The sequence below is a fragment of the Paenibacillus vandeheii genome (genome assembly GCF_030433635.1).
In the GTDB taxonomy this organism is placed as follows: domain Bacteria; phylum Bacillota; class Bacilli; order Paenibacillales; family Paenibacillaceae; genus Paenibacillus; species Paenibacillus vandeheii.
The window spans coordinates 316,628-341,814 of sequence record NZ_JAROCD010000010.1; the positions used below are offsets into that span (position 1 = coordinate 316,628).

General features: G+C 48.0%; 15 protein-coding genes and 1 pseudogene. All 16 read left to right on the forward strand.

From position 1 onward, the window contains the following. Positions 1 to 59: 59 nt before the first annotated feature. Positions 60 to 323, forward strand: a complete 264-nt coding sequence (locus tag P5G61_RS21225) for a hypothetical protein (protein ID WP_301248396.1) — start codon at positions 60 to 62, stop codon at positions 321 to 323. Positions 324 to 454: 131 nt separating this feature from the next. Then, positions 455 to 3,313 (forward strand): excinuclease ABC subunit UvrA, encoded by a 2,859-nt coding sequence (uvrA, locus tag P5G61_RS21230; protein ID WP_301248398.1) that lies wholly within the window; start codon positions 455 to 457, stop codon positions 3,311 to 3,313. A gap of 524 nt (positions 3,314 to 3,837) precedes the next feature. After that, complete coding sequence (locus tag P5G61_RS21235) at positions 3,838 to 4,050, forward strand: hypothetical protein (protein ID WP_024631564.1); 213 nt, start codon at positions 3,838 to 3,840, stop codon at positions 4,048 to 4,050. A gap of 275 nt (positions 4,051 to 4,325) precedes the next feature. Next, complete coding sequence (locus P5G61_RS21240) at positions 4,326 to 5,492, forward strand: S1C family serine protease (protein ID WP_301248400.1); 1,167 nt, start codon at positions 4,326 to 4,328, stop codon at positions 5,490 to 5,492. A 43-nt stretch (positions 5,493 to 5,535) separates the two neighbouring features. Next, on the forward strand, positions 5,536 to 7,434 hold the full coding sequence (locus P5G61_RS21245) for a stalk domain-containing protein (RefSeq protein ID WP_363325758.1): 1,899 nt from the start codon (positions 5,536 to 5,538) through the stop codon (positions 7,432 to 7,434). A 497-nt stretch (positions 7,435 to 7,931) separates the two neighbouring features. Then, complete coding sequence (locus P5G61_RS21250) at positions 7,932 to 10,445, forward strand: U32 family peptidase (RefSeq protein ID WP_301248401.1); 2,514 nt, start codon at positions 7,932 to 7,934, stop codon at positions 10,443 to 10,445. 268 nt (positions 10,446 to 10,713) lie between these two features. After that, positions 10,714 to 10,875 (forward strand): annotated as a pseudogene (locus tag P5G61_RS32075) (SWIM zinc finger family protein); the annotation flags it as partial. Positions 10,876 to 11,538: 663 nt separating this feature from the next. Next, positions 11,539 to 14,313, forward strand: coding sequence for a DEAD/DEAH box helicase (locus P5G61_RS21255; protein ID WP_435874258.1), 2,775 nt, complete (start codon positions 11,539 to 11,541; stop codon positions 14,311 to 14,313). 76 nt (positions 14,314 to 14,389) lie between these two features. After that, positions 14,390 to 15,268, forward strand: a complete 879-nt coding sequence (gene galU, locus P5G61_RS21260) for a UTP--glucose-1-phosphate uridylyltransferase GalU (protein WP_110000885.1) — start codon at positions 14,390 to 14,392, stop codon at positions 15,266 to 15,268. 181 nt (positions 15,269 to 15,449) lie between these two features. After that, positions 15,450 to 15,998 (forward strand): dTDP-4-dehydrorhamnose 3,5-epimerase, encoded by a 549-nt coding sequence (gene rfbC, locus P5G61_RS21265; RefSeq protein WP_301248404.1) that lies wholly within the window; start codon positions 15,450 to 15,452, stop codon positions 15,996 to 15,998. Positions 15,999 to 16,051: 53 nt separating this feature from the next. Continuing rightward, positions 16,052 to 17,077, forward strand: coding sequence for a dTDP-glucose 4,6-dehydratase (rfbB, locus tag P5G61_RS21270; RefSeq protein ID WP_301248407.1), 1,026 nt, complete (start codon positions 16,052 to 16,054; stop codon positions 17,075 to 17,077). Further along, positions 17,074 to 17,955 carry a dTDP-4-dehydrorhamnose reductase gene (gene rfbD / locus P5G61_RS21275; RefSeq protein ID WP_301248408.1) on the forward strand — a complete coding sequence of 294 codons (882 nt, stop codon included), beginning with the start codon at positions 17,074 to 17,076 and terminating at the stop codon, positions 17,953 to 17,955. Before rfbB ends, rfbD begins: the two co-directional genes overlap by 4 nt. A 189-nt stretch (positions 17,956 to 18,144) precedes the next feature. Beyond that, the gene (locus tag P5G61_RS21280; protein WP_301248409.1) at positions 18,145 to 19,020 is read left to right on the forward strand and encodes a phosphatidylinositol-specific phospholipase C/glycerophosphodiester phosphodiesterase family protein; all 876 of its coding nucleotides are present in this window, start codon (positions 18,145 to 18,147) and stop codon (positions 19,018 to 19,020) included. Between the two features lie 296 nt (positions 19,021 to 19,316). Beyond that, a complete protein-coding gene (pcrB, locus tag P5G61_RS21285) occupies positions 19,317 to 20,003 on the forward strand; it encodes a heptaprenylglyceryl phosphate synthase (protein ID WP_435874259.1) in 687 nt (228 codons plus the stop codon). 437 nt (positions 20,004 to 20,440) lie between these two features. Next, complete coding sequence (pcrA, locus tag P5G61_RS21290; protein ID WP_301248412.1) at positions 20,441 to 22,801, forward strand: DNA helicase PcrA; 2,361 nt, start codon at positions 20,441 to 20,443, stop codon at positions 22,799 to 22,801. A 222-nt stretch (positions 22,802 to 23,023) separates the two neighbouring features. Continuing rightward, positions 23,024 to 25,042, forward strand: coding sequence for an NAD-dependent DNA ligase LigA (gene ligA / locus P5G61_RS21295; RefSeq protein WP_301248413.1), 2,019 nt, complete (start codon positions 23,024 to 23,026; stop codon positions 25,040 to 25,042). Positions 25,043 to 25,187 lie beyond the last annotated feature (145 nt).

The window sequence follows — 25,187 nt, forward strand, 5'->3', positions numbered from 1 at the left end:
TCGCGAGCGAAGCGAAGCCGTGAGCGTTCCGGTGTTGAAGGGGAGCCGAGCCGAAGGCAATGGCGACCTTTCGCGAACGAGGCGGAGCCGTGAGCGTCCCGGTGTTGAAGGGGAGCCGAGCCAAAGGCAATGGCGACCTTCCGCGAACGAGGCGGAGCCGTGAGCGTCCCGGGTTAAAGGGGAGCCGAGCCGAAGGCAATGGCGACCTTTCGCGAGCGAGGCGGAGCCGTGAGCGTCCTCTCGTGGTAGAGCAGCCGTCCAGGATACCGGCAAGAGCCGGAATCCTGGACGAAGCTGCGGGCACACAACAACCATTCACATAGCAAGACCCGACCATTCACCACGCACCGCCTGTTTCGGGTGTCCAGAGGGCTGCGCCCTCTGGGGCCCTCCCTTGGAAGGGAGGGTTTGGGAGGGATCGAAAAGCATTACAACATTGAGAGGATGAATACCATTGGCGAGCGAGAACATTGTCATCAAAGGCGCGCGAGCGCATAACCTCAAAAACATTGATATCACCATCCCGCGTGACCGTTTTGTCGTATTGACTGGTCTGAGTGGCTCAGGCAAGTCCTCGCTGGCTTTTGATACAATCTATGCCGAAGGACAACGACGTTACGTGGAATCATTATCGGCATATGCACGACAGTTTCTGGGGCAAATGGAGAAACCGGATGTCGATTCCATTGAAGGATTGTCGCCGGCTATTTCCATAGATCAGAAAACGACAAGTCGTAACCCGCGTTCTACCGTCGGAACCGTTACGGAAATCTATGATTACCTGCGTCTGTTATTTGCACGTGTGGGACATCCCCATTGTCCGGATCATGGCGTGGAGATCACCTCCCAGACCGTAGAGCAGATGGTAGACCGCGTGATGCAATATCCTGAACGGACCCGGCTGCAGATTTTGGCACCGATCGTTTCAGGCCGTAAGGGTGAACACAAAAGTGTGTTTTCCGATATTTCCAAACAAGGCTTTGTCCGTGTTCGGGTGAACGGGGAATTACGTGACCTGTCTGAAGATATCCAATTGGAAAAGAACAAGAAACACACGATTGAAGTCGTCGTTGACCGGATCGTGATTAAGGAAGATGTGCAATCACGTTTGGCCGATTCGATTGAGACTGCACTAAATCTGTCCGGTGGACAGCTGCTGGTAGATATTATGGGTGAGGAAGAACTGCGTTTCAGTTCCAATTTTGCCTGCCCAGTGTGCGGATTTAGCATTGAAGAGCTGGCGCCACGGATGTTTTCTTTCAACAGTCCATTTGGGGCTTGTCCCGATTGTGATGGATTGGGCGTTAAAATGATCGTTGACCCGGACCTATTAGTACCGGATCGCAGTAAAACGATTGAAGAGGGTGCATTTGATGCATGGACAGGCGGTACATCCACCTATTATCCGCAATTCCTGAAGTCGGTATGTGAACACTTCAACATCCCGCAGAATGTGCCTGTAGAAGATCTTCCTGCAGATCAGATGAACAAGCTGCTGCAGGGTACAGGTACGGAGAAAGTTCGTTTCCGGTACGAGAATGACTTTGGGCAACGGAAAGAAGCAATGGTTACCTTTGAAGGTATTGTGAATAACTTGGAGCGTCGTTACCGTGAGACAGCATCCGAAGGTATCCGAGAATTCATTGAAGGTTATATGAGTGCGAAGCCGTGTGGTTCTTGCAAAGGGCACAGACTGAAGCGTGAGAGTCTTGCTGTTACGATTAACGATCACAATATGGCGTATGTGACAAGCTTGTCCATTGGAGAAGCAGGTCGTTTCTTCGACTCACTGCAATTGAGTGAAAAAGAGCAAACCATTGCCAAACTGATTTTAAAAGAAATCAACAGCCGTCTTGGCTTCCTGGTAAACGTAGGTCTGGATTATCTGACCCTTAGCCGTGCTGCCGGAACGTTGTCCGGTGGTGAAGCCCAACGGATCAGGCTAGCGACACAAATTGGTTCCAGTCTGATGGGTGTACTGTACATTCTGGACGAGCCAAGTATAGGTCTGCATCAACGGGATAATGATCGTCTAATTTCTACACTCGCTCATATGCGGGATATCGGTAACACACTGATCGTGGTTGAACATGATGAAGATACGATGCTTGCTGCCGACTATATCATCGATATTGGTCCGGGTGCAGGTATCCACGGCGGCACTGTGATGTCCCAGGGAACACCGGAAGAAATCATGAATGACGAGAACTCGTTAACAGGTCAATATCTGAGTGGGCGTAAGTTTATTCCGGTACGTACCGAGCGCCGTAGTGTCGGGGACCGCTGGCTGGAAGTGCGCGGAGCGAAGGAAAACAACCTGAAAAACCTGAATGTAAAAATTCCGGTGGGTGTATTCACGGCTGTAACGGGTGTATCCGGCTCAGGTAAATCGACACTAATTAATGAGATTTTGTATAAAACGCTGGCTCGCGACTTGAACCGCGCACGGGTGCGTCCAGGTCAGCACAAAGAGATTCGGGGTCTGGAGCATATCGATAAGGTCATTGATATTGACCAGTCGCCAATCGGACGCACACCACGTTCCAACCCGGCTACCTATACGGGCGTCTTTGATGACATCCGTGATCTGTTTGCACAGACCAATGAAGCCAAAGTGCGCGGATACAAAAAAGGCCGGTTCAGTTTCAATATTAAAGGTGGACGTTGTGAAGCTTGTCGCGGGGACGGCATTATCAAGATCGAAATGCACTTCCTGCCAGATGTCTATGTCCCTTGCGAGGTCTGCAAAGGCAAACGGTACAATCGCGAAACCCTTGAAGTCAAATACAAAAATAAAAATATTGCAGATGTGCTGGGAATGACAGTAGAGGATGCAACACAATTCTTCGAGAACATCCCTAAAATTCATCGCAAAATGCAAACCTTGCTTGACGTGGGGCTAGGCTACATTAACATTGGGCAGCCTGCAACAACCTTGTCCGGTGGTGAAGCACAACGTGTGAAACTTGCTTCTGAGCTGTATCGTCGCAGTACGGGTAAAACCATCTACATTCTGGATGAGCCAACCACAGGTCTGCACGTCGATGATATTGATCGCCTGCTGACCGTATTGCATCGTCTGGTGGATTCCGGAGAGTCAGTACTGGTGATCGAGCATAATCTGGATGTAATCAAAACAGCCGATTATGTCATTGATCTGGGTCCTGAGGGCGGAAGCGGTGGTGGAACCATTGTTGCGACAGGTACGCCAGAGGATATTATTAAAGTGGAAGCTTCTTATACAGGCAAGTACTTGAAGCCAGTATTGGAGCGGGATACAGAACGAAGCAAGACGCTACAATTGACGGAGTAATGCTGCCCAAGGCTATCCTGAGAAAGTGGACATGGATCTACCTTTTCAGAATAGTCATCTGTGGTGGTTCATTCAAACTAGCTGCAAAGCTATGTAGTATGGCTATAGGAATAAAATATTCCTAACCCTTCTTATTGCGAAGTGTGAGGCATCCATGTATCATCTGATGTTCTCGTCTTCCCAAGAGAAGGGTTTTCTGATATTGTGGCGTTTGGCCAATCTCAATATGACATGGGTGAAAGTGTTTACATATGCGATAGAGCAAGCCTTCCATCAATCTACTGCCAAACTGGATTTTTTTCATTTTTCTGGATGATAGGGCTTGCATTACAAGCAGGGTACAGATAACATAGAGGAAGATATTAGGGTATGCGTTAGCATTCTGTATTTTGCATCACTTGAATCGGTACTGGATACAAGCTGTAAATGATAGCCTCATTTCAATTTACATCCTGCTGATTGGAATTCAATGATTGGGTTGTGCAAAATGCATGTTCAACTATGGTGAGGAGGTCTGTCTATCCATGCTGTTTGCAGAAGCTGCCACGGCGAGTACTTCAAATTTTAATGCGTTTGATATTTTTGTCATCTTATTTACGATCCTGATTTTTATCGGAGTGGTACGCCTGATTCGAGCACCGAAGAAAAATTTGTTTGCTATCGGATTTGCAGTAGTCAGTCTGCTGGTATTTCTGTTAACCGACTATGCCATGATTACCGGTTGGTTTGGTTCGTAGAGACACCGCTGAACTTTATTTGAAAACAGCAAATAGAAGAACAGACAAACACTTTCCAAGGGAGTTTAGGAGGGTGTTTTTTTGTGTTTACAGAATGTGTGGAAATATGCGGGTTTTCTCTGTTAAAAAATAGGGCTTGAAGCGATTGTACAGGAATAATTTGTATGTTAAATTGAAGGATACCGGTATTGCAGATGGTAGAGAAAGAGATTCAGCAATGAGTCATATGGTTCGGTTGCATAACGGAAGATATATAGAGAGGGTTAGGTGAGAGAATGAGAGTGTTGGGGAAAAAGGGCGTAGCCACGCTGATGGCTGCTGTACTCTCGATCAGTGTTGCAGCAACGGCTGGCGCAGCGGAGTCTTCATCAGGAATGCAAGCCAAAGTGGTAGATGGACAAGTATATGTTAGTTCAACGGATTTGGTCAAAGCACTCGGAGGAAGTGGGCAATATGATGCCAAATCCGGAACGTTTCAGTATAAGGGCAGTGAAGCAGTCCCGAAAGTAATTGAAAAAGTATCCCCGTCTGTTGTAGGCATCATCGGCAAATCTACCGAATCACAGGATGGCGTCACATCCGATCGCTATAATTTAGCTCATGGTACTGGCGTGATCATCCGCTCCAACGGCTGGATTGTGACGAATGCCCATGTGGTTGATGGGTTAACCAATCCGCTGGTTGTGACGACCGATGGCAATACATATAAAATCACCAAAACATACAGTGACCCGTTAAGCGATATCGCTCTGATCAAAATTAATGCCAAGTCTCTTAAGCCGGCGACCTTCGCCAAAGCTTCACAGACAACCGTTGGAGAAACCGTTATTGCTATCGGTACACCGATCTCCTTCTCTTTACGTAACTCGGCGACAGTAGGCGTAATCAGTGGTCTTAATCGGGGAGTGGAGGCCACCTATCGATTGATTCAAACAGATACCGCCATAAACCCAGGCAACAGCGGCGGACCGCTGGTCAACCTCAAAGGCGAAGTCGTTGGTATTAACTCTATGAAATTTTCAGCAGTGGGTATCGAGAGCATGGGATTTTCGATTCCAGTAGATACCGTTCAATATATTATCAATCAGTTCTTTGAATACGGGAAAATTAAGCGTGCAAGCCTTGGCCTGCAACTGGAAGAGAGCTGGTCAGCGATTGTGGGCCTGCCTACAGATGATCCTTTGACGATTACCGGCGTATTGTCAGCCCAAGCGAAGAAAGCGAAAATCAAAGAGGGGGATGTGTTATACAGTGTGGCAGGCACACGTGTGTCCTCTGTGGTGGATATTAATGAGCTGCTCAAAAAGTATGTACCAGGACAGAAGGTCAAACTGGTAATGCAAACGGAAGGCGATATTGTCACTCGTACGGTGGTCCTTGCTGATCGAGCGGATATCCAAGACGATGAAGATGAGCAGTTCGCTGTAGATGAAGACCAATAAAGCCCGGCGAGCAATCCGGATCCAGAGAGGACGAATGAACGGAATGAAGAAATCTTTTTTACGTGTGCTGAGCACAGGTATGTTAGCCGGGATGCTGAGTATTGGAGCGGCATTGCCTGCATGGGCATCCGATCTTACGACAAGCGAGCTGCGGATCACCGCAGGTAGTACGAGTGCCTACATCAACGGCAGCAAGCAGACAATTGCTAAACCATATAAATTCAAAGGGGTTACGATGGTTCCCGTCGGTGTATTCAAGAAGGCTTTTGGCAGCGAAATCCGACTGGAAAAGAATGATGTGGTCAAAGTCAAAGAAGGTCCGCATACCATCACTTTAACGATTGGCAGTTCGATTGCCTGGGTGGATGGTGTCAAAAAAGAGATGAGCGCAGCCCCAAAAATGATGAATGGGGTGCTCATGGTGCCACTCCGCCCGGTAGCTGCCGGGATTGGCGCTACACTTGCCCCAAGCAGCTCAGGAGAGATGGTCATTCGTTTATTGCAAACGGATGGATCAACGGATGACGACGAGGGCAGCATTAATCTGGATGAAGGCAAAACAAGAATTGGTAACAGTTATTATGGCTGGTCCATGAATTATCCATCCGACCTCATGATTCTGCAAACGGGTGAGCAGGAGCGCATGATGACTTTTGGCGCAGAGGACAGCAGTTATTATCTTGAAGTGTATGTGAGTGACCAGGATGTCAATCTGGATTCGGATGATTTGTTACAGCAACTTGTTCAGGAAGCCAAGGAGGCCGGAGATACAGTGCTTGATCGGGAATCGATTGCCAAAGGGAAAACCCCTTATGCCCGGATAGTGGTTAAAGATGCGGACGGTGTTTTATGGGAAATGCGTCAATATATCAAGGATGGTCGCCAATATGATGTATACCTCGCGGATTATGGAGCTCTGAATTACAAGGATCTGGGCAAACGTGCAGCGCTGCTCAACTCATTCCAACCTACGTATGTTCAGTCGGATCGTACGATTAAGGATCTTTCAACCGTGGATGAGGGTATGCGCTCTACCTGGAATGACGATTATGGCATTGAATTGAAGATTCCAGCAGGCTGGTCTATGGACAACACCCAGATGATTTACGAAGCCAAGGATGGTGCATATCTGCAACTTCGTGTTACATCTGCACCGAAGGGTGCGACAGTCCAGGAGTGGAGCGGCCAACTGGATAAGTGGATGCGAGAGACGTTCACGCCTGAAAGTTATGAGCCGATCGGTTCGTATACGATGGATGTATCAGGCGAGACTGCCGAGGTGAATGAATTCCGTTATAACTTTGGCGATGGATGGCAGACGGAGTTCGATGTTCTTTTGCAAAAAAACGGGTATCGTTACTATGCAGAGTATACGTTCCCTGAGGAGCAGACGAAGGACCGGGAATGGTTTAAGAGTATCATGAAGAGTGTTGAGATTGATTTTGATACGGTAGCCGATAATTTCGGACAGCTGGATGAAGACCCGTATTTGACAGATAAAACAAAATCCGTGACACGAACATCCAAACGTTATCATTACAGTGTGGATATTCCACGTTACTGGACGCCGTACAATGATCGATTCGAATATTCTCCCGTCGTGTATACCTTCACAGGGGGGCAATTCTCCATTGCCGCGAGTGAGGACAAATCCATTGAAATGACCGTCAGTCAACTTCGAGAGGCATATGCGGAAGCAACCAAAACACGTAAAAACTTCAAATTGATTAGCAGTGAGGAGATGACTTTTGCGGGGGTGCCTGCGTTTTCCTTCATCTATCATGAAGTGGACAATGGTGTGCCATATACCGGACGTCAGATTGTGTTTGAACAGAACGGAACGACGTATACGATAACAAGTGGGCTGAATGACGCCAACAAGACGGAAGTCCAGGCAGCAGCGCTGGAAAAAGCCGTGAACTCATTTACATTTATTAAATAATGCAAAATGCTGAAATAACAGAGATGCATGTTGCCGGAGGGTCATAAGACCTTCCGGTTTATTTGGTTTCTATATAAGAAAATTGGACATTTATACTGGAACGAAGAGTGCAGAACCGATCTGAAGAAGCGAAGCTACAAGCTTTCTGAAGGAAAGCTGCATCGGAAGCATAAGCTACGCGTTTATCGAGCGATCGGAAGATGGTACTGCAATCGGAGTGTCTAGTGTAAAGTTTAATGGAAATGAAAATGATAAACGGTTTTTTCAGGAAAGCATAGAAGAGTCGTTGCAGAAGTGGTACACTATACTAGTTCAGGAGTTATGACTGCTGTTCTGAAAAATAAGAATGACTGTAGGCTTGGGAATCAGGCAATACAGACATAATGTATAGATATAGCGATACAGTGACAATGCAGGCGTATAGAATTAAGGTGCAAGATTTAGCGTACAGGGTACAGGGATGAAATCCGGCTATGCCGGTTATGGGGAGGATACACATGAAAACAGCAACAATACGAAGAGAAGACGTTGAGCTTCTGGCACCCGCAGGTGACTGGGACTGTATGCGTTCGGCGGTAGCCAACGGCGCGGATGCGATTTTCTTCGGAGTCGAAAAATTTAATGCACGGGCACGGGCGAACAATTTCCGTATGGACGAGCTGCCGGAGATTATGGCGTTTTTGCACAGTTATGGCGTAAAAGGTTTTTTGACCTTTAATATATTGATTTTTGAAAATGAATTGACGGATGCCAAAGAACTGATCGATGCTTGTGTCGATGCAGGTGTGGACGCCGTGATTGTACAGGATTTGGGCTTGGTCAAAATGATCCGCGAGATCTCACCGGACTTCCCGATTCATGGTTCAACCCAAATGACGATTACGTCACCGGAAGCGGTGGAGTTTACGAAGCCGTTTGATATGGAACGTGTCGTGCTTGGACGGGAGAACAACCTGAAGCAGATTCAGAAGATCGGAGAACAGGCGAAGTTGCCAATGGAAGTATTCGTGCACGGTGCGCTGTGTGTGTCCTATTCCGGGCAATGTTTGACTTCTGAAATGTGGGGCGGACGCTCCGCCAACCGTGGGGAATGTGCACAGGCTTGTCGTCTGCCTTACGACCTGATGGTGGATGGTGAGCATAAACCAATGGGCGATGTGGCGTATCTGCTGTCTCCGAAGGATCTGGCTGCGATTGACTTGATGCCTGAACTGATCGAAGCGGGCGTAACTTCCTTCAAAATCGAAGGACGTCTCAAAACGCCGGAATACGTGGCCAACGTGGTTAGTAAATACCGCAAAGCGATCGACCGTTACTTTGATGGAGATAATACGCCTCCAAGTAAAGAAGAGGTTCGTGAATTGCAGCAGAGCTTCTCGCGTGGATTCACGCACGGTTTCCTGGACGGAACGAACAATAAACAACTGGTTGACGGTACGTTCCCGAAAAGCCGTGGCGTCTATCTGGGTCGTGTAGACCAAGTATTACGTGATGGTGTTGTCCTGAAGCTCGATGCACCAGTTAAACGTGGAGACGGAATCGTATTTGATGCCGGAGATCCGACGAAGAAGGAAGAAGGCGGACGTGTCTACGATGTACGTCGCAAAGGCGTGAAGCTTGAAGGCGAAGCGGAGGAAGGTTGGATCGTGGACGTCGTACCAGGCCGTAGTGACGTAGACCTGCGTCGCGTGAAAGTTGGCGACAAAGTATGGAAAACGAATGATCCGGCACTGGACAAACGTCTTCGTCAAAGCTTTGAAACCGAGAAGCCTTATCGTATCTTCCCGGTAAACGTGAAAGTCATCGGCAGCCCGGGGCAGCCGCTTAGCACCTGGTGGACGGACGTGCAAAAGGGTACGACGGTCCGTGTGAATTCCGAGATGGAACTGGATATTGCCCAGAAGCGTCCTATGACGCACGAACTGCTCGAAGAGCAATTCGGACGTCTGGGCGGCACTGTGTTCCAGCTGGAAGAGCTGGACGTCAACCTGCACGGTGACGTCATCATTCCGATGCGCGAGTTGAATAACATTCGCCGTCAGGCGGTGGAACAACTCGCGGGCGAGCGCCCTAAACCGCCCGTCTACGTGAAACGGGCGGTGGAAGTCTACGGCGATGCGGTTAAGCCGGCATCGCCAGTGGCTCGCGGTCAAGCGGAGCTGACCGCGCTCTGCCGCAGCCTGCCACAAGTAGAGGCAGCGCTGGAAGCAGGCGTCGGCATGATTTACGCCGACTTCGAATTTATCAAGCAGTTCCCGGCAGCGGTGGAAGCTGTGCGTGCCGCAGGCCGCAAGATTGCGTTGGCAACACCACGCATTCATATGCCTGGGGAGAACGGATATCACAACAACATTCTGCGTTTGCAGCCGGATGCTGTGCTTGTACGAAATACAGGTGCACTGTACTTCTACCTGCGTCATCGGATGGAGAACCCGGATGCGAAGCACCCGGAATTGATCGGTGACTTCTCCCTGAACATCGCCAATCACAAGGCAGTGGAATTGTTCCTGGAAGCAGGCTGTGACTGGATTACGCCTTCTTATGACCTGAACATTCAGCAAATGGTTGATTTGCTGGGACACTCCCGTACAAGTCAGACGGAAGTCGTCATTCATCAGCATCTGCCGATGTTCCATACAGAACATTGTGTGTACTGTACGTTTATGAGTGAAGGAACGGACTACACCAACTGCGGACGTCCTTGTGAGGAACAACGTGCATCGCTGCAAGACCGAATCGGCATGTCCCACCCGGTACGTGTGGATGAAGGCTGCCGCAATACCGTTTATAATGCGGTGGAGCAATCTGGTGCTGAATATCTGACCAACTTTATGGATCTGGGTGTATCCCGCTACCGTGTGGAATTCTTGGAGGAAACTCCAGAGCAGGTGCGCGAGGTTATTGATCTGTACAATCGTGCTCTGCGTGGTGAGATCAGTGGTACACAAGTATGGAAAACACTGAAAGCTACCAACCAGCTTGGCGTAACACGTGGTCAACTGGTGAAATAATAGACCGAAACCGTAACAAACAGCAACAGGCATGAAGTATGAAGCAACCCCAATCTCTGCTTTACGGAGCTCTTGGGGTTTTTTCTATAAAAGGGACCAGGGATAAGATGACTTCGATTCAGACTTTAATAAGTCTTCGTTCAAGGTGGTACGGATAAGGAGGGTTAGACAAGTGGCGTCATTCACCATGATGGATATCAAATTGCTGTGCGGGGTCACGGCATTCAAGCGTGGAGAAGATTATAAATTATCCGGAAGAGTTACCAATATGGTCGTTAGTGAGGATGAGTGTCATTACGATGCTGTTGTTAGAGGGACCAAACGATACAAAGTAACCGTAGACTTGGATGATGTGGGAGAGATTGAAGCAACTTGCAACTGTCCGGCTTACGGTAACTATTATGACTATTGCAAGCATGTCGCGGCTGTACTGCTGGCAATCCACGAACGGGTAGAAGAACTGGGAGACCACTCGGCGAACAATGAGGAGGGCAAGAAAGCCAGAAAGGCTGATAACGGGAAACGGCAAGAATCATCTCAATTTGATTCCCGGCGGGGTGCTACCTCTGGTTCAGGCTCTATTTCCAAAGTGGGTACACTGATTGAGGAAAGTCATTGGGAGCGTCCCGATTCATCTTTCGATCCAGGGCCGCATTTTGAAGCTGCTTCGAAATCCACGGTGTCTTCATTCTCCCAGGCAGGCCGTCCAAGCTCGGCCCCTGGATGGGGAAGATCAGCAGATAAACCTTCGTACCGCACAGCGGATCAGATTCTTTCCATGTTTGCCAAAGAACGTAGTCCCTTGCATGCAAATGACCGTAAATACACCGCGCCTGTAACCCGCTCCCCACTAAGGGAAGAGCTGCAGCTTCAATTTATATGCAAGCTTGTGCAGGTCCACAAAGGCGGAGCCAAACTCGCGCTTGAACTGAAGGTAGGCAATAAACGCCTGTATGTAGTTCAGAAAGTAAAACAATTCCTGAACTGCATTGAGAATGGTGAGCCGATGTCGTTTACCAAGCTGTTTTTCTACGATCCTTCAATGCATTATTTTAGTACCCAGGATCAGGCGATCCTGTCTATGCTGATTCGGATGAGGCAGAGTGAGGAAGCTTACCGCGAATCCATCTCGGGTTACCTGGGTGCTTCAGACGGAAGAGATATATTGATTGCTCCTCTGGTCTGGAAGCCTCTACTGGATTTGCTGCTTCAGGCAGATAGCCGGATGGAGGGAACGGGGTTAGCCAATGGACCGCTCACTTTGGGTGAGGGGGCACTGCCTTTATTTTACCGTATTGCACAGGGTACTAATGAAGGATATCAGCTAGAAGTTTCCGGATTGCGTGAGCTAATTCTTCTTCCAGCCTATGATGCTGCCGTGGTGGAAGGGCAATTGCATATGTTGGAGCCGATGCAGATGCGAAGTCTGGAGGATTTAAGCAGCGCGCTCACTTCTTATGGAATTAAGGAGAGTATCGATATTTCTGCTCAGCAAGTGGATGAATTCGTGCAGCATGTAGTGCCGGAACTGCGTACACTTGGACATCTGTCCATCGATTCCCAGGTGAGAGAACGAATCGCAGAGCCGGAGCTTGCGCCAAAGTTGTATATCGATTTCTACCGGGAACGGATTACTGCGCGTCTGGAGTTTGATTATGGTGTAATGGTGATTAATCCGCTGGCCGAGTATTTGATCGATGAGGAAGAGAAGAAGGTGATTTTGGTACGTGACCGTCATGCGGAGCGTAACCTGATCGATCGACTAGATCGCTCTTTCCTGGAACGGGATGGCAGTGTATGGGCGAGTGAACGAGAAGATGCGATATATGATGTGATGTATCATTTGCTGCCTGAGCTTGAGAAACAAGTGGATATCTATATTCCGAATGCCGTGAAGGCCATGGTGCAATCCTATCCGACACCTCCGAAAGTCCGGGCAGATCTGGGTAAAGGGTTGGACTGGCTGGAGATCTCATTCGAGATGGAAGGTGTAGACGAGCAGGAGCTTCAGGAAATCATGCGCAGCATTGTGGAAAAGAAACCGTATTTCCGCTTGCCCAGCGGTGTATTTCTCTCTCTCGAAAATGAAGGAGCGGACAGCTTCGCACACATGGCGGATTCGCTTGGAGTTGCTTCGGGCGACATCAAGAGTAGTCATATTCGCCTGCCGGCAGTTCGGGCTCTGCAGCTCCCCGGCCGGGACGAGGTTTCGGGCCATGTGAAGTGGGGAGGTTCCCTGAAACGTTTCCTGGATGACCTTCGTGATCCCGAGCGGATGGATTTTGCACTGCCAGATGCGCTTGCTCCTGTGCTGCGTGATTATCAGGCTAGTGGATACCAGTGGCTGCGCACACTCGCATTTTACCGATTTGGCGGCATTCTGGCAGATGATATGGGACTTGGTAAAACGCTGCAAAGTATCGCCTATATCGCGGCAGAACTGAAAGAAAAGCTGATTTCAAACGGAGATTATGACGGCGCAGATGTCCATGGGAAGAACGGATTACGGGGAGAGGGAGTTTCAGGTGCTGCTTATTCTGGGATTGATTCTGTAACTGGGCTGCCATTGAATGAGGCATCTTTGGAGGGGGTTGGGAGTCTCTTTACTGCCTCAGGTACATTAAAGGATGGATTATCGATCCAAAGCCGCCCTAATCATCCTCCGGTACTCGTCGTTGCACCAGCTTCATTAACATACAACTGGGCGAATGAATTTGCCCGATTTGCTCCGCATTTGCGAGTACTGATTGCAGCAGGGCAAAAAGATGAACGAGCCAGTATGCTCGAAGGCATGGATGACGCAGATGTTATTGTGACTTCCTACCCGCTATTGCGCCGTGATCTGGACACATATCTCGGAAGAACGTTTCATACGCTTATTTTGGATGAAGCCCAGGCAATCAAGAATTCTTCTTCGCAAACGGCTCAGGCTGTTAAACAGATTCAGGCACCACGTCGCTTCGCACTTACAGGAACTCCTGTGGAGAACTCACTGGATGAGCTGTGGTCGATCTTTGAAGCGGTATTCCCGGGGTTGTTCCCTAGCTATCGCAGATTCCGGGATCTGCCTCCTGAGCGCATTGCCCGGATGGTCCGTCCGTTTATTCTCCGTCGTCTGAAGAAAGATGTGCTGGAAGAACTGCCGGATCGTATTGAAACCGTACAGCGCTCCGAGCTGAAGGATGAACAGAAGAAACTGTATGCGGCCTATCTGTCACAGCTTCAGGATGAGACATCCAAGGATATGGAAGAGAACGGCTTTCAGAAGAACCGTATCAAAATACTGGCTGGCATTACACGCCTGCGCCAGTTGTGCTGTCATCCCGCTCTCTTTGTGGAGGGTTATCAGGGAGATTCCGGGAAAATGGAGCAGCTGCTGGAGACGGTTCAGGATTGTCTGGCTGCTGGCAAACGTATCCTCATCTTCTCTCAGTTTGCAAGCATGCTGAATCTGATCCGACAGACGCTCGCTGCACAGGGGAGAGATTTGTTCTATCTGGATGGTCAGACACCTGCACAGAGTCGGGTAGAGATGTGCCGCAGATTCAACGAGGGCGAAGCCGAATTGTTCCTGATCTCGTTGAAGGCTGGTGGTACCGGATTGAACTTAACGGGTGCAGATACTGTTATTTTATATGACCTTTGGTGGAATCCTGCCGTGGAAGAACAGGCCATCGGACGCGCCCATCGCATGGGGCAGAAACAAGTCGTACAGGTTATCCGTCTCGTGACGGAAGGTACGATCGAAGAGAAGATTCTGGAGCTGCAACAGCGCAAAAAAGATCTGATTGCCGAAGTGATCGAACCAGGAGATCGAGGATCGACTACCTTATCCGAGCAGGATATTCGGGAGCTGTTAATGGTATAATGAAGTCCAATCATATTGGAGTTTGCCATCATTAAATATATTAAATGATGACTCTAGCAAAGGAGTGGGGCTCAGCGTGCGTATTCGCAAAGCAATTATTCCAGCGGCCGGGCTCGGTACCCGGTTTCTGCCTGCCACGAAGGCGATGCCGAAGGAAATGCTGCCTATCGTCGATAAGCCGACGATTCAATACATTATTGAAGAAGCTGTGGCTTCAGGCATTGAGGATATCATTATCGTAACAGGTAAAGGTAAACGGGCCATCGAGGATCATTTTGACTATTCATTCGAGCTGGAGCAGAACCTGGCTGGTAAACAGAAGTGGGATCTGCTGAATGAAGTTCGCAAGCCCTCCGAAATGGCAGACATCCATTATATTCGTCAAAAGGAACCAAAGGGCCTTGGACACGCCATCTGGTGTGCTCGCAAGTTTATCGGAAATGAACCATTTGCCGTCCTGCTGGGAGACGACATTGTGGAGTCCAATCATCCCTGTCTTCAGCAGATGATCGAAGTCTATGATGAATTGCAATCACCGATCGTAGGTGTACAGCCAGTCGATTGGAGCGAAGTGTCGCGTTACGGGATTGTGGACGGGGAATTAGTCTCTCGCACTGAAGATCGTGTATACCGCGCCCGTCGTTTGATTGAGAAACCGAAGACGGAAGAATCACCTTCCAATCTGGCTATTATGGGTCGTTATATTCTGACGCCGGATATCTTCGATATCCTGGGTCAGCAGTCTGCTGGGGTAGGTGGAGAAATCCAGTTAACGGATGCCCTGTCCCGTTTGAATGATCAGCGGCAGATTTTGGCCTATCACTTTGACGGCCTGCGTCATGATGTTGGAGAGAAGCTTGGTTTTATTGAAACCACGATTCATTATGCCCTTCAGCGCCCGGATTTGCGTGATGATTTGTTGAAGTATTTGGAGCAGATTGTACAGAACAAATAGAGGAGTCGATAGAATTAAGCCCAGCCGAAAATTAAACGCGGCTGGGTTTTGATTATTTTATAGAACAACGTATTGAAATATCATGATATAACCAGGCCAATGAACGATCACTTGCCTGATGCCCTACATATACATAGTTATTATGAAGAAATGCTGTTATTAGCAAAAACGGAGGGGTAACATGAAGGTGATTCCGCTGTTTATGGATGGCGCAGCTATATTGGAACCCAAGGTTTATGGCGATCATCGGGGATATTTCATGGAAAGTTACAATGAGCGTGTTCTGTATGAGAATGGTATACATCATGTGTTCGTTCAGGACAATCAATCCCTGTCCGCCGAAGCTGGAGTTCTTCGCGGACTTCATTACCAGCTTCAGCCGAGAGCCCAGACGAAGTTAGTCAGAGTTATATCCGGAGCTATTTATGATGTTATTGTAGATATTCGTACCTCATCACCAACCTTTGGACAGTGGAAAAGTGTCATTCTCAGTGAGTATAATCAGCGGCAGTTGCTTGTCCCTCAAGGTTTTGCTCATGGATTCTGTACACTGGTGCCACATACACAGGTGACATACAAGGTGGATGCATACTATTCCCCTGAACATGACCGGGGAATTTTGTGGAATGATCCTGCACTCGCGATTGATTGGCCTGTTACGGCTCCTACTTTATCAGAGAAAGACCAAAAGCATCCGTTACTCAAAGATGCAGAACTAAACTTTGACTAACAAAAAGACTTCTCAGGTACTTCTGTATCTGGAGGCAGAAGGAGAGAGACGGCATGAAACTACTCGTTACTGGTGGAGCTGGATTCATCGGCAGCAACTTTGTGATGTATATGCTTCGTGAGCATCCTGATTATGAAATTGTTAACGTGGATTCCCTAACTTATGCAGGCAATCTGGAGAATTTGCAATCCGTGGAATCCAATCCTCAATACACGTTTATCCGAGCGGATATCACTGACGTACAGCAGATGGAACAAATCATCTCCAAAGGGATTGACGTAGTGGTTAATTTTGCAGCTGAATCTCATGTGGATCGCAGCATTCTCTCCCCAGATATTTTTGTGCGTACCAATGTACTTGGGACTCAGGTTCTGCTGGATGCGGCGATGAAATATCAAGTTACCAAATACGTTCAGGTATCTACAGACGAAGTATATGGCTCACTCGGCACCACAGGTTTGTTTACAGAAGAGACACCTTTGATGCCGAATAGTCCATACTCTGCCAGTAAAGCTGGTGGAGATTTGCTTGTAAGAGCGTATCATGAAACCTTTGGCTTGCCTGTAAACATTACACGTTGTTCAAACAATTATGGACCTTTTCAATTTCCAGAGAAGCTCATTCCTTTAATTATATCCCGCGCTTTAAATGATGAGGCTATTCCTGTCTATGGCGATGGACTGAATATTCGTGATTGGCTTTATGTAGAGGATCATTGCAGTGCTATCGATTTGGTCATTCACAAAGGCAAGATCGGAGAGGTTTACAACATCGGGGGAAATAATGAGCGGACCAATCTATATATTGTTGAGACTATTCTAAAACAACTGGGCAAGCCGGCCAATTTGATTCAATATGTTCAGGATCGGCCGGGGCATGACCGGCGTTACGGAATTGACCCGACCAAGTTGGGTACAGAGCTTGGGTGGAAGCCTGTGCACAATTTTGAGACAGGGATTAAGGAAACCATTCAGTGGTATCTGAACCATCAAGATTGGTGGACACGAATTCAATCAGGGACGTATCAGGATTATGTTCAACTTCAGTATGGTAAGCGAATGGGTGATTCCACAGAATGAAGTATAGAGTACTGGTAACGGGAGCTGCGGGACAGCTCGGATACGATGTTGTGAAAACATTTCAAGCAGGTGGTCATGATGTAATGGCCTGTGACAGGGATCAGTTGGACATTACCGATCAACAGCAATGCAGAGTTACCATTAACACATTCCAGCCTCACATCATCGTTCATTGTGCAGCCTATACAGCCGTCGATTTGGCCGAGACAGATGAGGATATGGCATACACAGTCAATGTAACAGGCACTAGAAATATAGCAGTCGCTGCGGAGAAAGTGAAAGCCAAGCTAATTTATATTAGTACGGATTATGTATTTGATGGCACAGCAACGAGACCTTATCAGGAATTTGATGTAACAAATCCGCAGACTGTGTATGGCAAGTCTAAGCTTGCGGGAGAGAGACTGGTTGAGGGGCTCTGTACGCGATGGTTTATTATCCGGACATCATGGGTATTTGGAGTACACGGTAGCAATTTTGTCAAAACCATGCTGGAGCTTCTGGAGAAGCGTCCCCGACTTCAGGTGGTTCAGGATCAACAAGGATCACCCACATATACTGTGGATTTAGCTAGACTCGTAAGTGAGCTTTCTTTAACTGAAAAATACGGTATCTACCATGCCTCTAATTCGGGAACCAGCACATGGTATGAGTTTGCTCAGGCCATCGCAGAAGAAGCAGCTAAGCAATCCCGTTTCAAACAAAGCGCTGTTCTTGAGCCCTGTACCACCGAGCAATTTCCGCGTCCTGCTCCTCGCCCTCAATATTCCGTAATGGATCATCTCGCTATTCGTACAAATGGTCTGCAACCTATGAGAGCTTGGAGAGAGGCTTTGATCGCATTTCTGAATGAATTAAGTGTAGAGCAAGCCGATTAGGTAGGGCTTCTTTTTCATCCGAAATACTGTATCCCTAGATTCAACAGCCGCCTTCGGGCGGCTTTTTGTTTTACACCTCTCCAATCAGGGTAGTTAGCTATCAAAAAGGAAATACCGCACATGCTTCGTCATATCATGATTATCATACTCTTTTCTTCCCTACCACCCTACTAAGGATGTGAACGCCATATGAAACGAATTGCAGCCGTCATTACACTACTCATCGTAACCGTGGGCACACTCTTTTTTGCCTATGACAGTCAGAGCGAGGAGCAGCACGATGGATTTACGGCCTATCGATTGATTGCCCATGCGATGGGCAGCATCCGTGAGCAGCCTTACACCAATGCCTATGAGGCGATGATTGCCAATTATGAGAAGGGCACACGTGTGTTTGAGATCGACTTTATGCTGACCTCGGATCGTAAAGCGGTAGCCAGACATGAATGGACCGCCAACATGAGCAAAATGCTGGGACAGGACGAGGAGTTACCCGAAGACAAACAGGCTGGGGCGCTGACACATGATGAATTTATGAATACGCCCATTCTGGGCAAGTACCAACCCATGGATGCCGACGGCATTATGGACGTATTGGCCAAGTACCCGGATATGTATATCGTGACCGATACCAAAGAACAGAAGGATGAGGATATTCAACAGGTGCTGAAATCACTCGTGGACGCAGCCAAGAAACATGATCCGACAATCCTTAATCGGGTTGTTGTGCAGATCTATAACGAGCCGATGCTCGAAACCGTGAAAGCAATCTACGCTTTTCCTTCTATTATCTATACTCTTTATGCGACGCAGGATACGGAATCCCAGGTTGTTGATTTTGTACAAAAGAATGACATCGATGCCGTAACCATGCCGGAATATAAAGTAAACCAGAATTTCGTTGCCAAGCTGAAGCAGGCAGGAGCTGTTACCTACGTGCACACCATTAATGACACCGACCAGGTGGCGAACTATGAAAAATGGGGTGTGTATGGCGTGTATTCGGATGTATTGACGGAGCAGGAATTGGATGATATGAACACACGTTTTGCCTGGAAGCCTTGAGATATTATATTTTGATTCAAATGGATACAGTGCTCCTACGAAAGAATGTTGAGCTCTACTCATGATATTGATGTTCGTAGTGGCACCTGCACCTGGTACCTAACTTGAATTCTTCTGTAGCATCGCAATCTTATCTTTTAAAATTACAGGCTTCTCCTGCAATTCCAGGGAAAAGTCTGTGATTTTTTGTTCCCCTTTTTATACGAACATTGACACTCACTCCCTGCTGACTTAGACTTAGTTTACAAGCTTTTTAGGATGCAGAAGAACCTCTGGAGGAATGTTCGTTGATAGACATGATTAAGCAGTGGAGACATGTATTTAAGCTCGACCCGGACCGGGAAATAACGGATGAAGCACTCGACCTGATCTGCATGTCGGGGACCGATGCCATTATGGTAGGCGGATCTTCGGGAATTACCTATGATAACACGGTGGAGCTGATGTCCCGAGTACGTCGCTACGAGCTGCCCTGTGTGCTGGAAGTATCCGATCTGGAGGCCGTTGTGCCCGGTTTTGACGGATATCTGATTCCGATGGTACTGAATGCAACGGATAGCCAATGGATCATTGGACAACACCAGCAAGCCATTGAGCGTTACGGTTATCTGATTCCATGGGATCTGCTTATTGCAGAAGGCTATATTGTCCTTAATGCCGACTCCACTGTTGCCCGAATGACAGGAGCGGATACGGAATTGACAACTGATGCTGCGGTTGCTTACGCCCAGGCTGCGGAACGTCTGCTTAACCTGCCTATCGTATACATGGAGTACAGTGGAACGTTTGGAGATATGGAACTGGTTGGAGAGACACACAGACAACTCACTAAGGCACATCTTATCTATGGCGGCGGAATTGATAGTTCGGAGAAAGCTGGACAAGCCGCTCAAGTCGCAGATACCGTTGTGGTTGGCAACGTTGTGTACAGTGATTTGAACAAAGCGCTGGAGACGGTCCAAGCTGTGAAACAATCCGTTTAATCGGTTTAGTTTACCATTCCCCCAATTTACCCTCCTGATCTGTTAAAATAGAACTTTGACCTTACTCATTAAACAATTTACATTAGCGCAATGTTGTTTACACGAGAACGGATATGGCAGAACCAATTTAGAAGGAATGAAGTGTTCTCTCTCAACAACATGATAGAAGATAGTAATTTCAGTTCAACTTTAATCTCAACTTTAATCTCAACTACCTTATAAATATAAGCTAAACTAATTTTACACGAGAACGAAGAGGACAGAAATAAGCTGGAGAAGCGGAGCGGTCGCCTTTATTACCGGATTTAAACCTTTTAAAAAATGAATTAATAAAATACGGGAATAACAGCGATCGGAAGATTATTCTGTCATCGTAGTGACGAGTGTAACCCTTAGTCCTACTTATATAGATCAACCAACGAAAGGAGCATGCATGCATGCAACCTGTAAATATACATGATGCCGTTGCACGGCTTAATACCCCTCAACGGCAAGCCGTCGAGGCGACGGATGGACCGCTGCTGATTATGGCCGGAGCGGGTAGTGGCAAGACCCGGGTGCTCACACACCGGATTGCTTATCTGATTGCAACACGGAAAGCACCGCCATGGGGCATTTTGGCTATTACTTTTACGAACAAAGCGGCACGCGAGATGCAAGACCGGGTATCCCAACTGGTTGGCGGCTCTCAGGGCCGTGATATTTGGGTTTCGACGTTTCACTCCATGTGCGTGCGTATTCTGCGCCGTGACATTGAACGTATCGGTTTCACCTCCAATTTCAGCATTTTGGACTCATCTGACCAATTATCTGTAATTCGTAGTTGTATGAAAGACCAGAACATTGATACCAAGAAATTTGAACCGAAAGCTGTTCAATCGATGATGAGCACCGCGAAGAATGAATTGATCAGTCCGGAGCAATATGAGAAGCAGGCTGCTGACTATTTCGAAGGCATTGTGGCGAAGGTATATAAGATGTATCAGAAAAAACTCAGAGCCAACAACTCGCTCGACTTTGACGATCTCATCATGGCGACCATTCAACTTTTCAAAGAGGTACCGGAAGTTCTCGACTTTTACCAAAAGAAATTCCAGTACATTCACGTGGATGAGTATCAGGATACCAACCGCGCGCAATACATGCTTTGCCGCATGCTCGCTGATAGTCATCACCGTATCTGCGTCGTAGGGGATAGTGACCAATCGATCTATCGCTGGCGTGGAGCGGATATCAGCAACATCCTGAATTTTGAGAAAGACTACCCTGAGGCTAATACGATTTTGCTGGAGCAAAACTATCGTTCCACTTCAAATATCCTGAATGCAGCGAATGAGGTAATCGGCCTGAATACTGGGCGCAAACCGAAGAAGCTGTGGACGGACAAAGAGGGTGGCTCAAAGATCAAGGTGTACCGTGCGGATTCCGAACATGATGAGGGGTATTTTGTAACCTCCGAGATTAGTAAAAACGTGAAGAACGGCAAATCCTATCAGAATCACGCCATTTTGTATCGTACGAACGCCCAGTCCCGGGTTATAGAGGAAATTTTGATCAAGTCTGATATTCCATATCAGATTGTTGGCGGCATCAAGTTCTATGATCGTAAAGAGATCAAGGACATTCTGGCGTATCTGCGCCTGCTTTCCAATCCAGACGATGACATCAGTCTTACCCGAATTATTAATGTACCGAAGCGCAGCATCGGAGATACAACGGTAGCCAAGTTGGCAGCTGCGGCAGGAGAACGGGGGATTTCGATATTCCGTGTGCTTCAGGTCGTGGACGATCTCGGTTTTGCCGGTCGAACGCGGAATGCGCTGGTGGAGTTCTATGACATGATCGCTGCGCTGCATCAGATGGTAGAATATCTGTCTGTAACCGAACTGACCGAGAAGATTCTCGAGATGAGCCAGTACCGTCTTGAGATGCAAAATGAAAACACACTCGAATCCCGTGCACGGCTCGAAAACATCGATGAGTTCCTATCCGTTACAATGGAATTTGAGAAAAATAATGAAGACAAAACGCTCGTTTCGTTCCTCACCGATCTCGCACTAATTGCGGACATCGACAGCATGAACGATGATGAAGAGGATCAGAGTGACGCAGTTACCCTGATGACGATGCACAGTGCCAAAGGTCTGGAATTCCCCGTCGTCTTTATCGTGGGTATGGAGGAAGGCGTCTTCCCGCACAGCCGGGCCTTTATGGATAACGAGGAGCTGGAGGAAGAACGCAGACTGGCTTATGTGGGCATTACGCGTGCGGAAGAACAACTCTTTCTGTCTTGTGCACAGATGCGGACCTTGTTCGGACGCACAACGGCGAACCCGCCTTCACGCTTCCTGGACGAAATTCCGGATGAGCTAAAAGAGGATACCTCAATGGCTCGTGACCGTTACCGTCGTGGTAGCGGCGCAGGTGGATCATATGGTGGCCGTGGGCTTGGGGCAAGTGGAGGGAGCAACTTTGGTGGCGGCAATACAGCCAAGCTTTTCGATCAACAAAGCAGAAGTGGTTCCTCTGCTACTACATCCACGCCAACTTCGCGTGTGACTACAAGTACCTCCCGTTCCACATTTGCTGCGCCATCATCTGCTTCAAAATCCGTAGCTTCCAATGGTGAAGCAGGATTCAAAGCCGGAGATAAAGTACAACACGGTAAATGGGGAACAGGTACCATTGTTGGGGTGAAAGGCTCGGGTAATGACACGGAGCTTCAGATCGCATTCCCGGCCCCGGTTGGTCTAAAACGTCTGCTTGCAGGCTTTGCTCCCATTACAAAAGTAGAATAAATTAAGAACGAAACTTCAATAATGCACAATAACTAAGAGGGCAGAAATAACTTGAAGAAGTGAAGCGTTCGCCTTTATCCCCGAATTTCCCCCTTTAAAACGAATTAAAGAAATTTGGGGATAACAGCGATCGGAGAGTTGTTCTGCCATCTTAGTTCAAGTGCAAATTTGAGTGTTCGTTCTACATAGATCCAAATTTTATTTACGGAGGGATGGCCCTATATGGACCCGATGCACCGGATGGAGCAACTCGTAACCGAGCTGAACCAGCATAATTATCAGTACTACACGATGGATCAGCCTCAGATCAGCGACAAGGAGTATGATCTTCTGTACGACGAACTGGTTACGCTGGAACAGGAGAGTGGCATGGTTTTGCCTGATTCTCCGACACAGCGTGTGGGTGGTGAACTGCTCAAAGGTTTTACACCGCATCGCCATTTATCCTCATTGTGGAGCTTGGACAAAGCCCAGAATATTGAGCAGCTGCGGAGCTGGAATACGCGTGTGCTCAAGCTGGTCAATGATTACAACACCAAAAATCCGGACAATCCGTTACCTGAACCCGGCTATGTCATTGAACTGAAGTTTGACGGTCTGACCCTGAATCTAACGTACACGAACGGAGAGTTGGTTCAAGCCTCTACCCGTGGGAACGGAACCGTAGGTGAGGGGATTTTGGCTCAGGTAAGAACGATTAAGTCTGTCCCGCTCAAAATCCCTTATACTGGTGGCACGATTGAAGTCCAGGGTGAAGGCATAATGAACCTGTCTGTGTTGAACCGATATAATGAAACGGCAGCAGAGCCGCTTAAAAATGCCCGTAATGCTGCAGCAGGAGCGCTGCGTAACCTGAATCCAAAGACAACCGCTGAGCGGCGGCTGAACGCCTATTTCTATAATGTAGGTTATTCGGATGATATTCAGTTTGCCAACCATCAGGAGATGATGGATTTTCTCCGTGAAAATCGATTCAAAGTCAATCCATCGATTACGTATTTCCATGAGTTTGATGATGTGATGGAGCAGCTTGCAGCGATACAGGAGAGCCGTGGCCAACTGGACTATCTGATTGATGGAGCTGTTATCAAAATTACAGACATGCGCACCCGTGAGGCACTGGGTTACACAGACAAATTCCCTCGTTGGGCGGTGGCGTACAAGTTTGAGGCCGAAGAGACTACGACTGTTCTGAACTCTGTTGTTTGGAATGTGGGTCGTACCGGCAAAGTGACTCCGCTTGCGCGGGTAGAACCGGTTGAGCTGGCTGGGGTAACGGTACAGAACTGCACATTGAATAACGTCGGTGACATTGAGCGGAAAAATCTGAAGTTTGCTTTGGGCACACGTGTCTTTATCCGTCGCTCCAATGATGTCATTCCTGAAATTCTGGGCAAAGTGACTGAAGAGAGTGATGGCGAGGAGATTGTGTTCCCTGAGCAATGTCCGGCATGTGGATTCCCGCTGGAACAGCGTGGAGCGCATTTGTTCTGTAACAACAAGCTGGCGTGCAAACCGCAGACCGTAGCCCGTATTTCTCATTTTGCTTCCCGTGATGCCATGGATATTGAGACGTTCAGCGAGAAAACGGCGATTCAGCTGTACGACGAATTGAACGTGCGTGAGCCCGCTGACCTGTATACGTTGCAATTCGATGATTTGGTTAAGCTGGAGCGGTTTGGTGAAAAGAAAGCAAACAACCTTATTGCTGCCCTGGAGCAGAGCAAGGATCGGGACCTCGCTTCGTTCCTATATTCACTGGGTATTCCGAATACAGGCAAATCAACTACACGAATGCTGGCTGATCATTACCGCGACCTGCATGCCATTATGAATGCTACGGCAGAGGAGCTCGTTGAACTTCCAGACGTCGGTGGTATTGTAGCCGAGAGCATTGTGACTTTCTTTGCAGATCCATTTACACAGGCGGCGATTGAGAAAATGCTGAATTTGGGTGTGAAAGCCCAGGCGCCTGAGGCACCAGCAGCGATTGTGGAAGATTCCTTCTTCAGTGGCAAAACGGTCGTGCTGACCGGAACGCTGCATCAACTGACGCGGGAAGAGGCAACGCAACGACTGGAAGCGCTTGGAGCGAAGGTAACGGGCAGTGTTTCCAAAAAGACAGACCTTGTTATTGCCGGAGAGAAGGCAGGCTCCAAACTGGCCAAAGCTCACGATCTCGGCATTCCTACCATTGAGGATGAGGATGAACTCGTACGTCTTTTGAATCAACAGGGATAAATCCTGAATGTGAAGTATGACTTGGTGATTTAGAACTCTTTGTCATCCAAGTGAATAATAAATGACATAAAGGGGCTGTCCCATAAGTCATAAAATTGGCTAGGGACAGCCCTGTTTTCCAAATTGTAAAACAAAAAGAAACCGT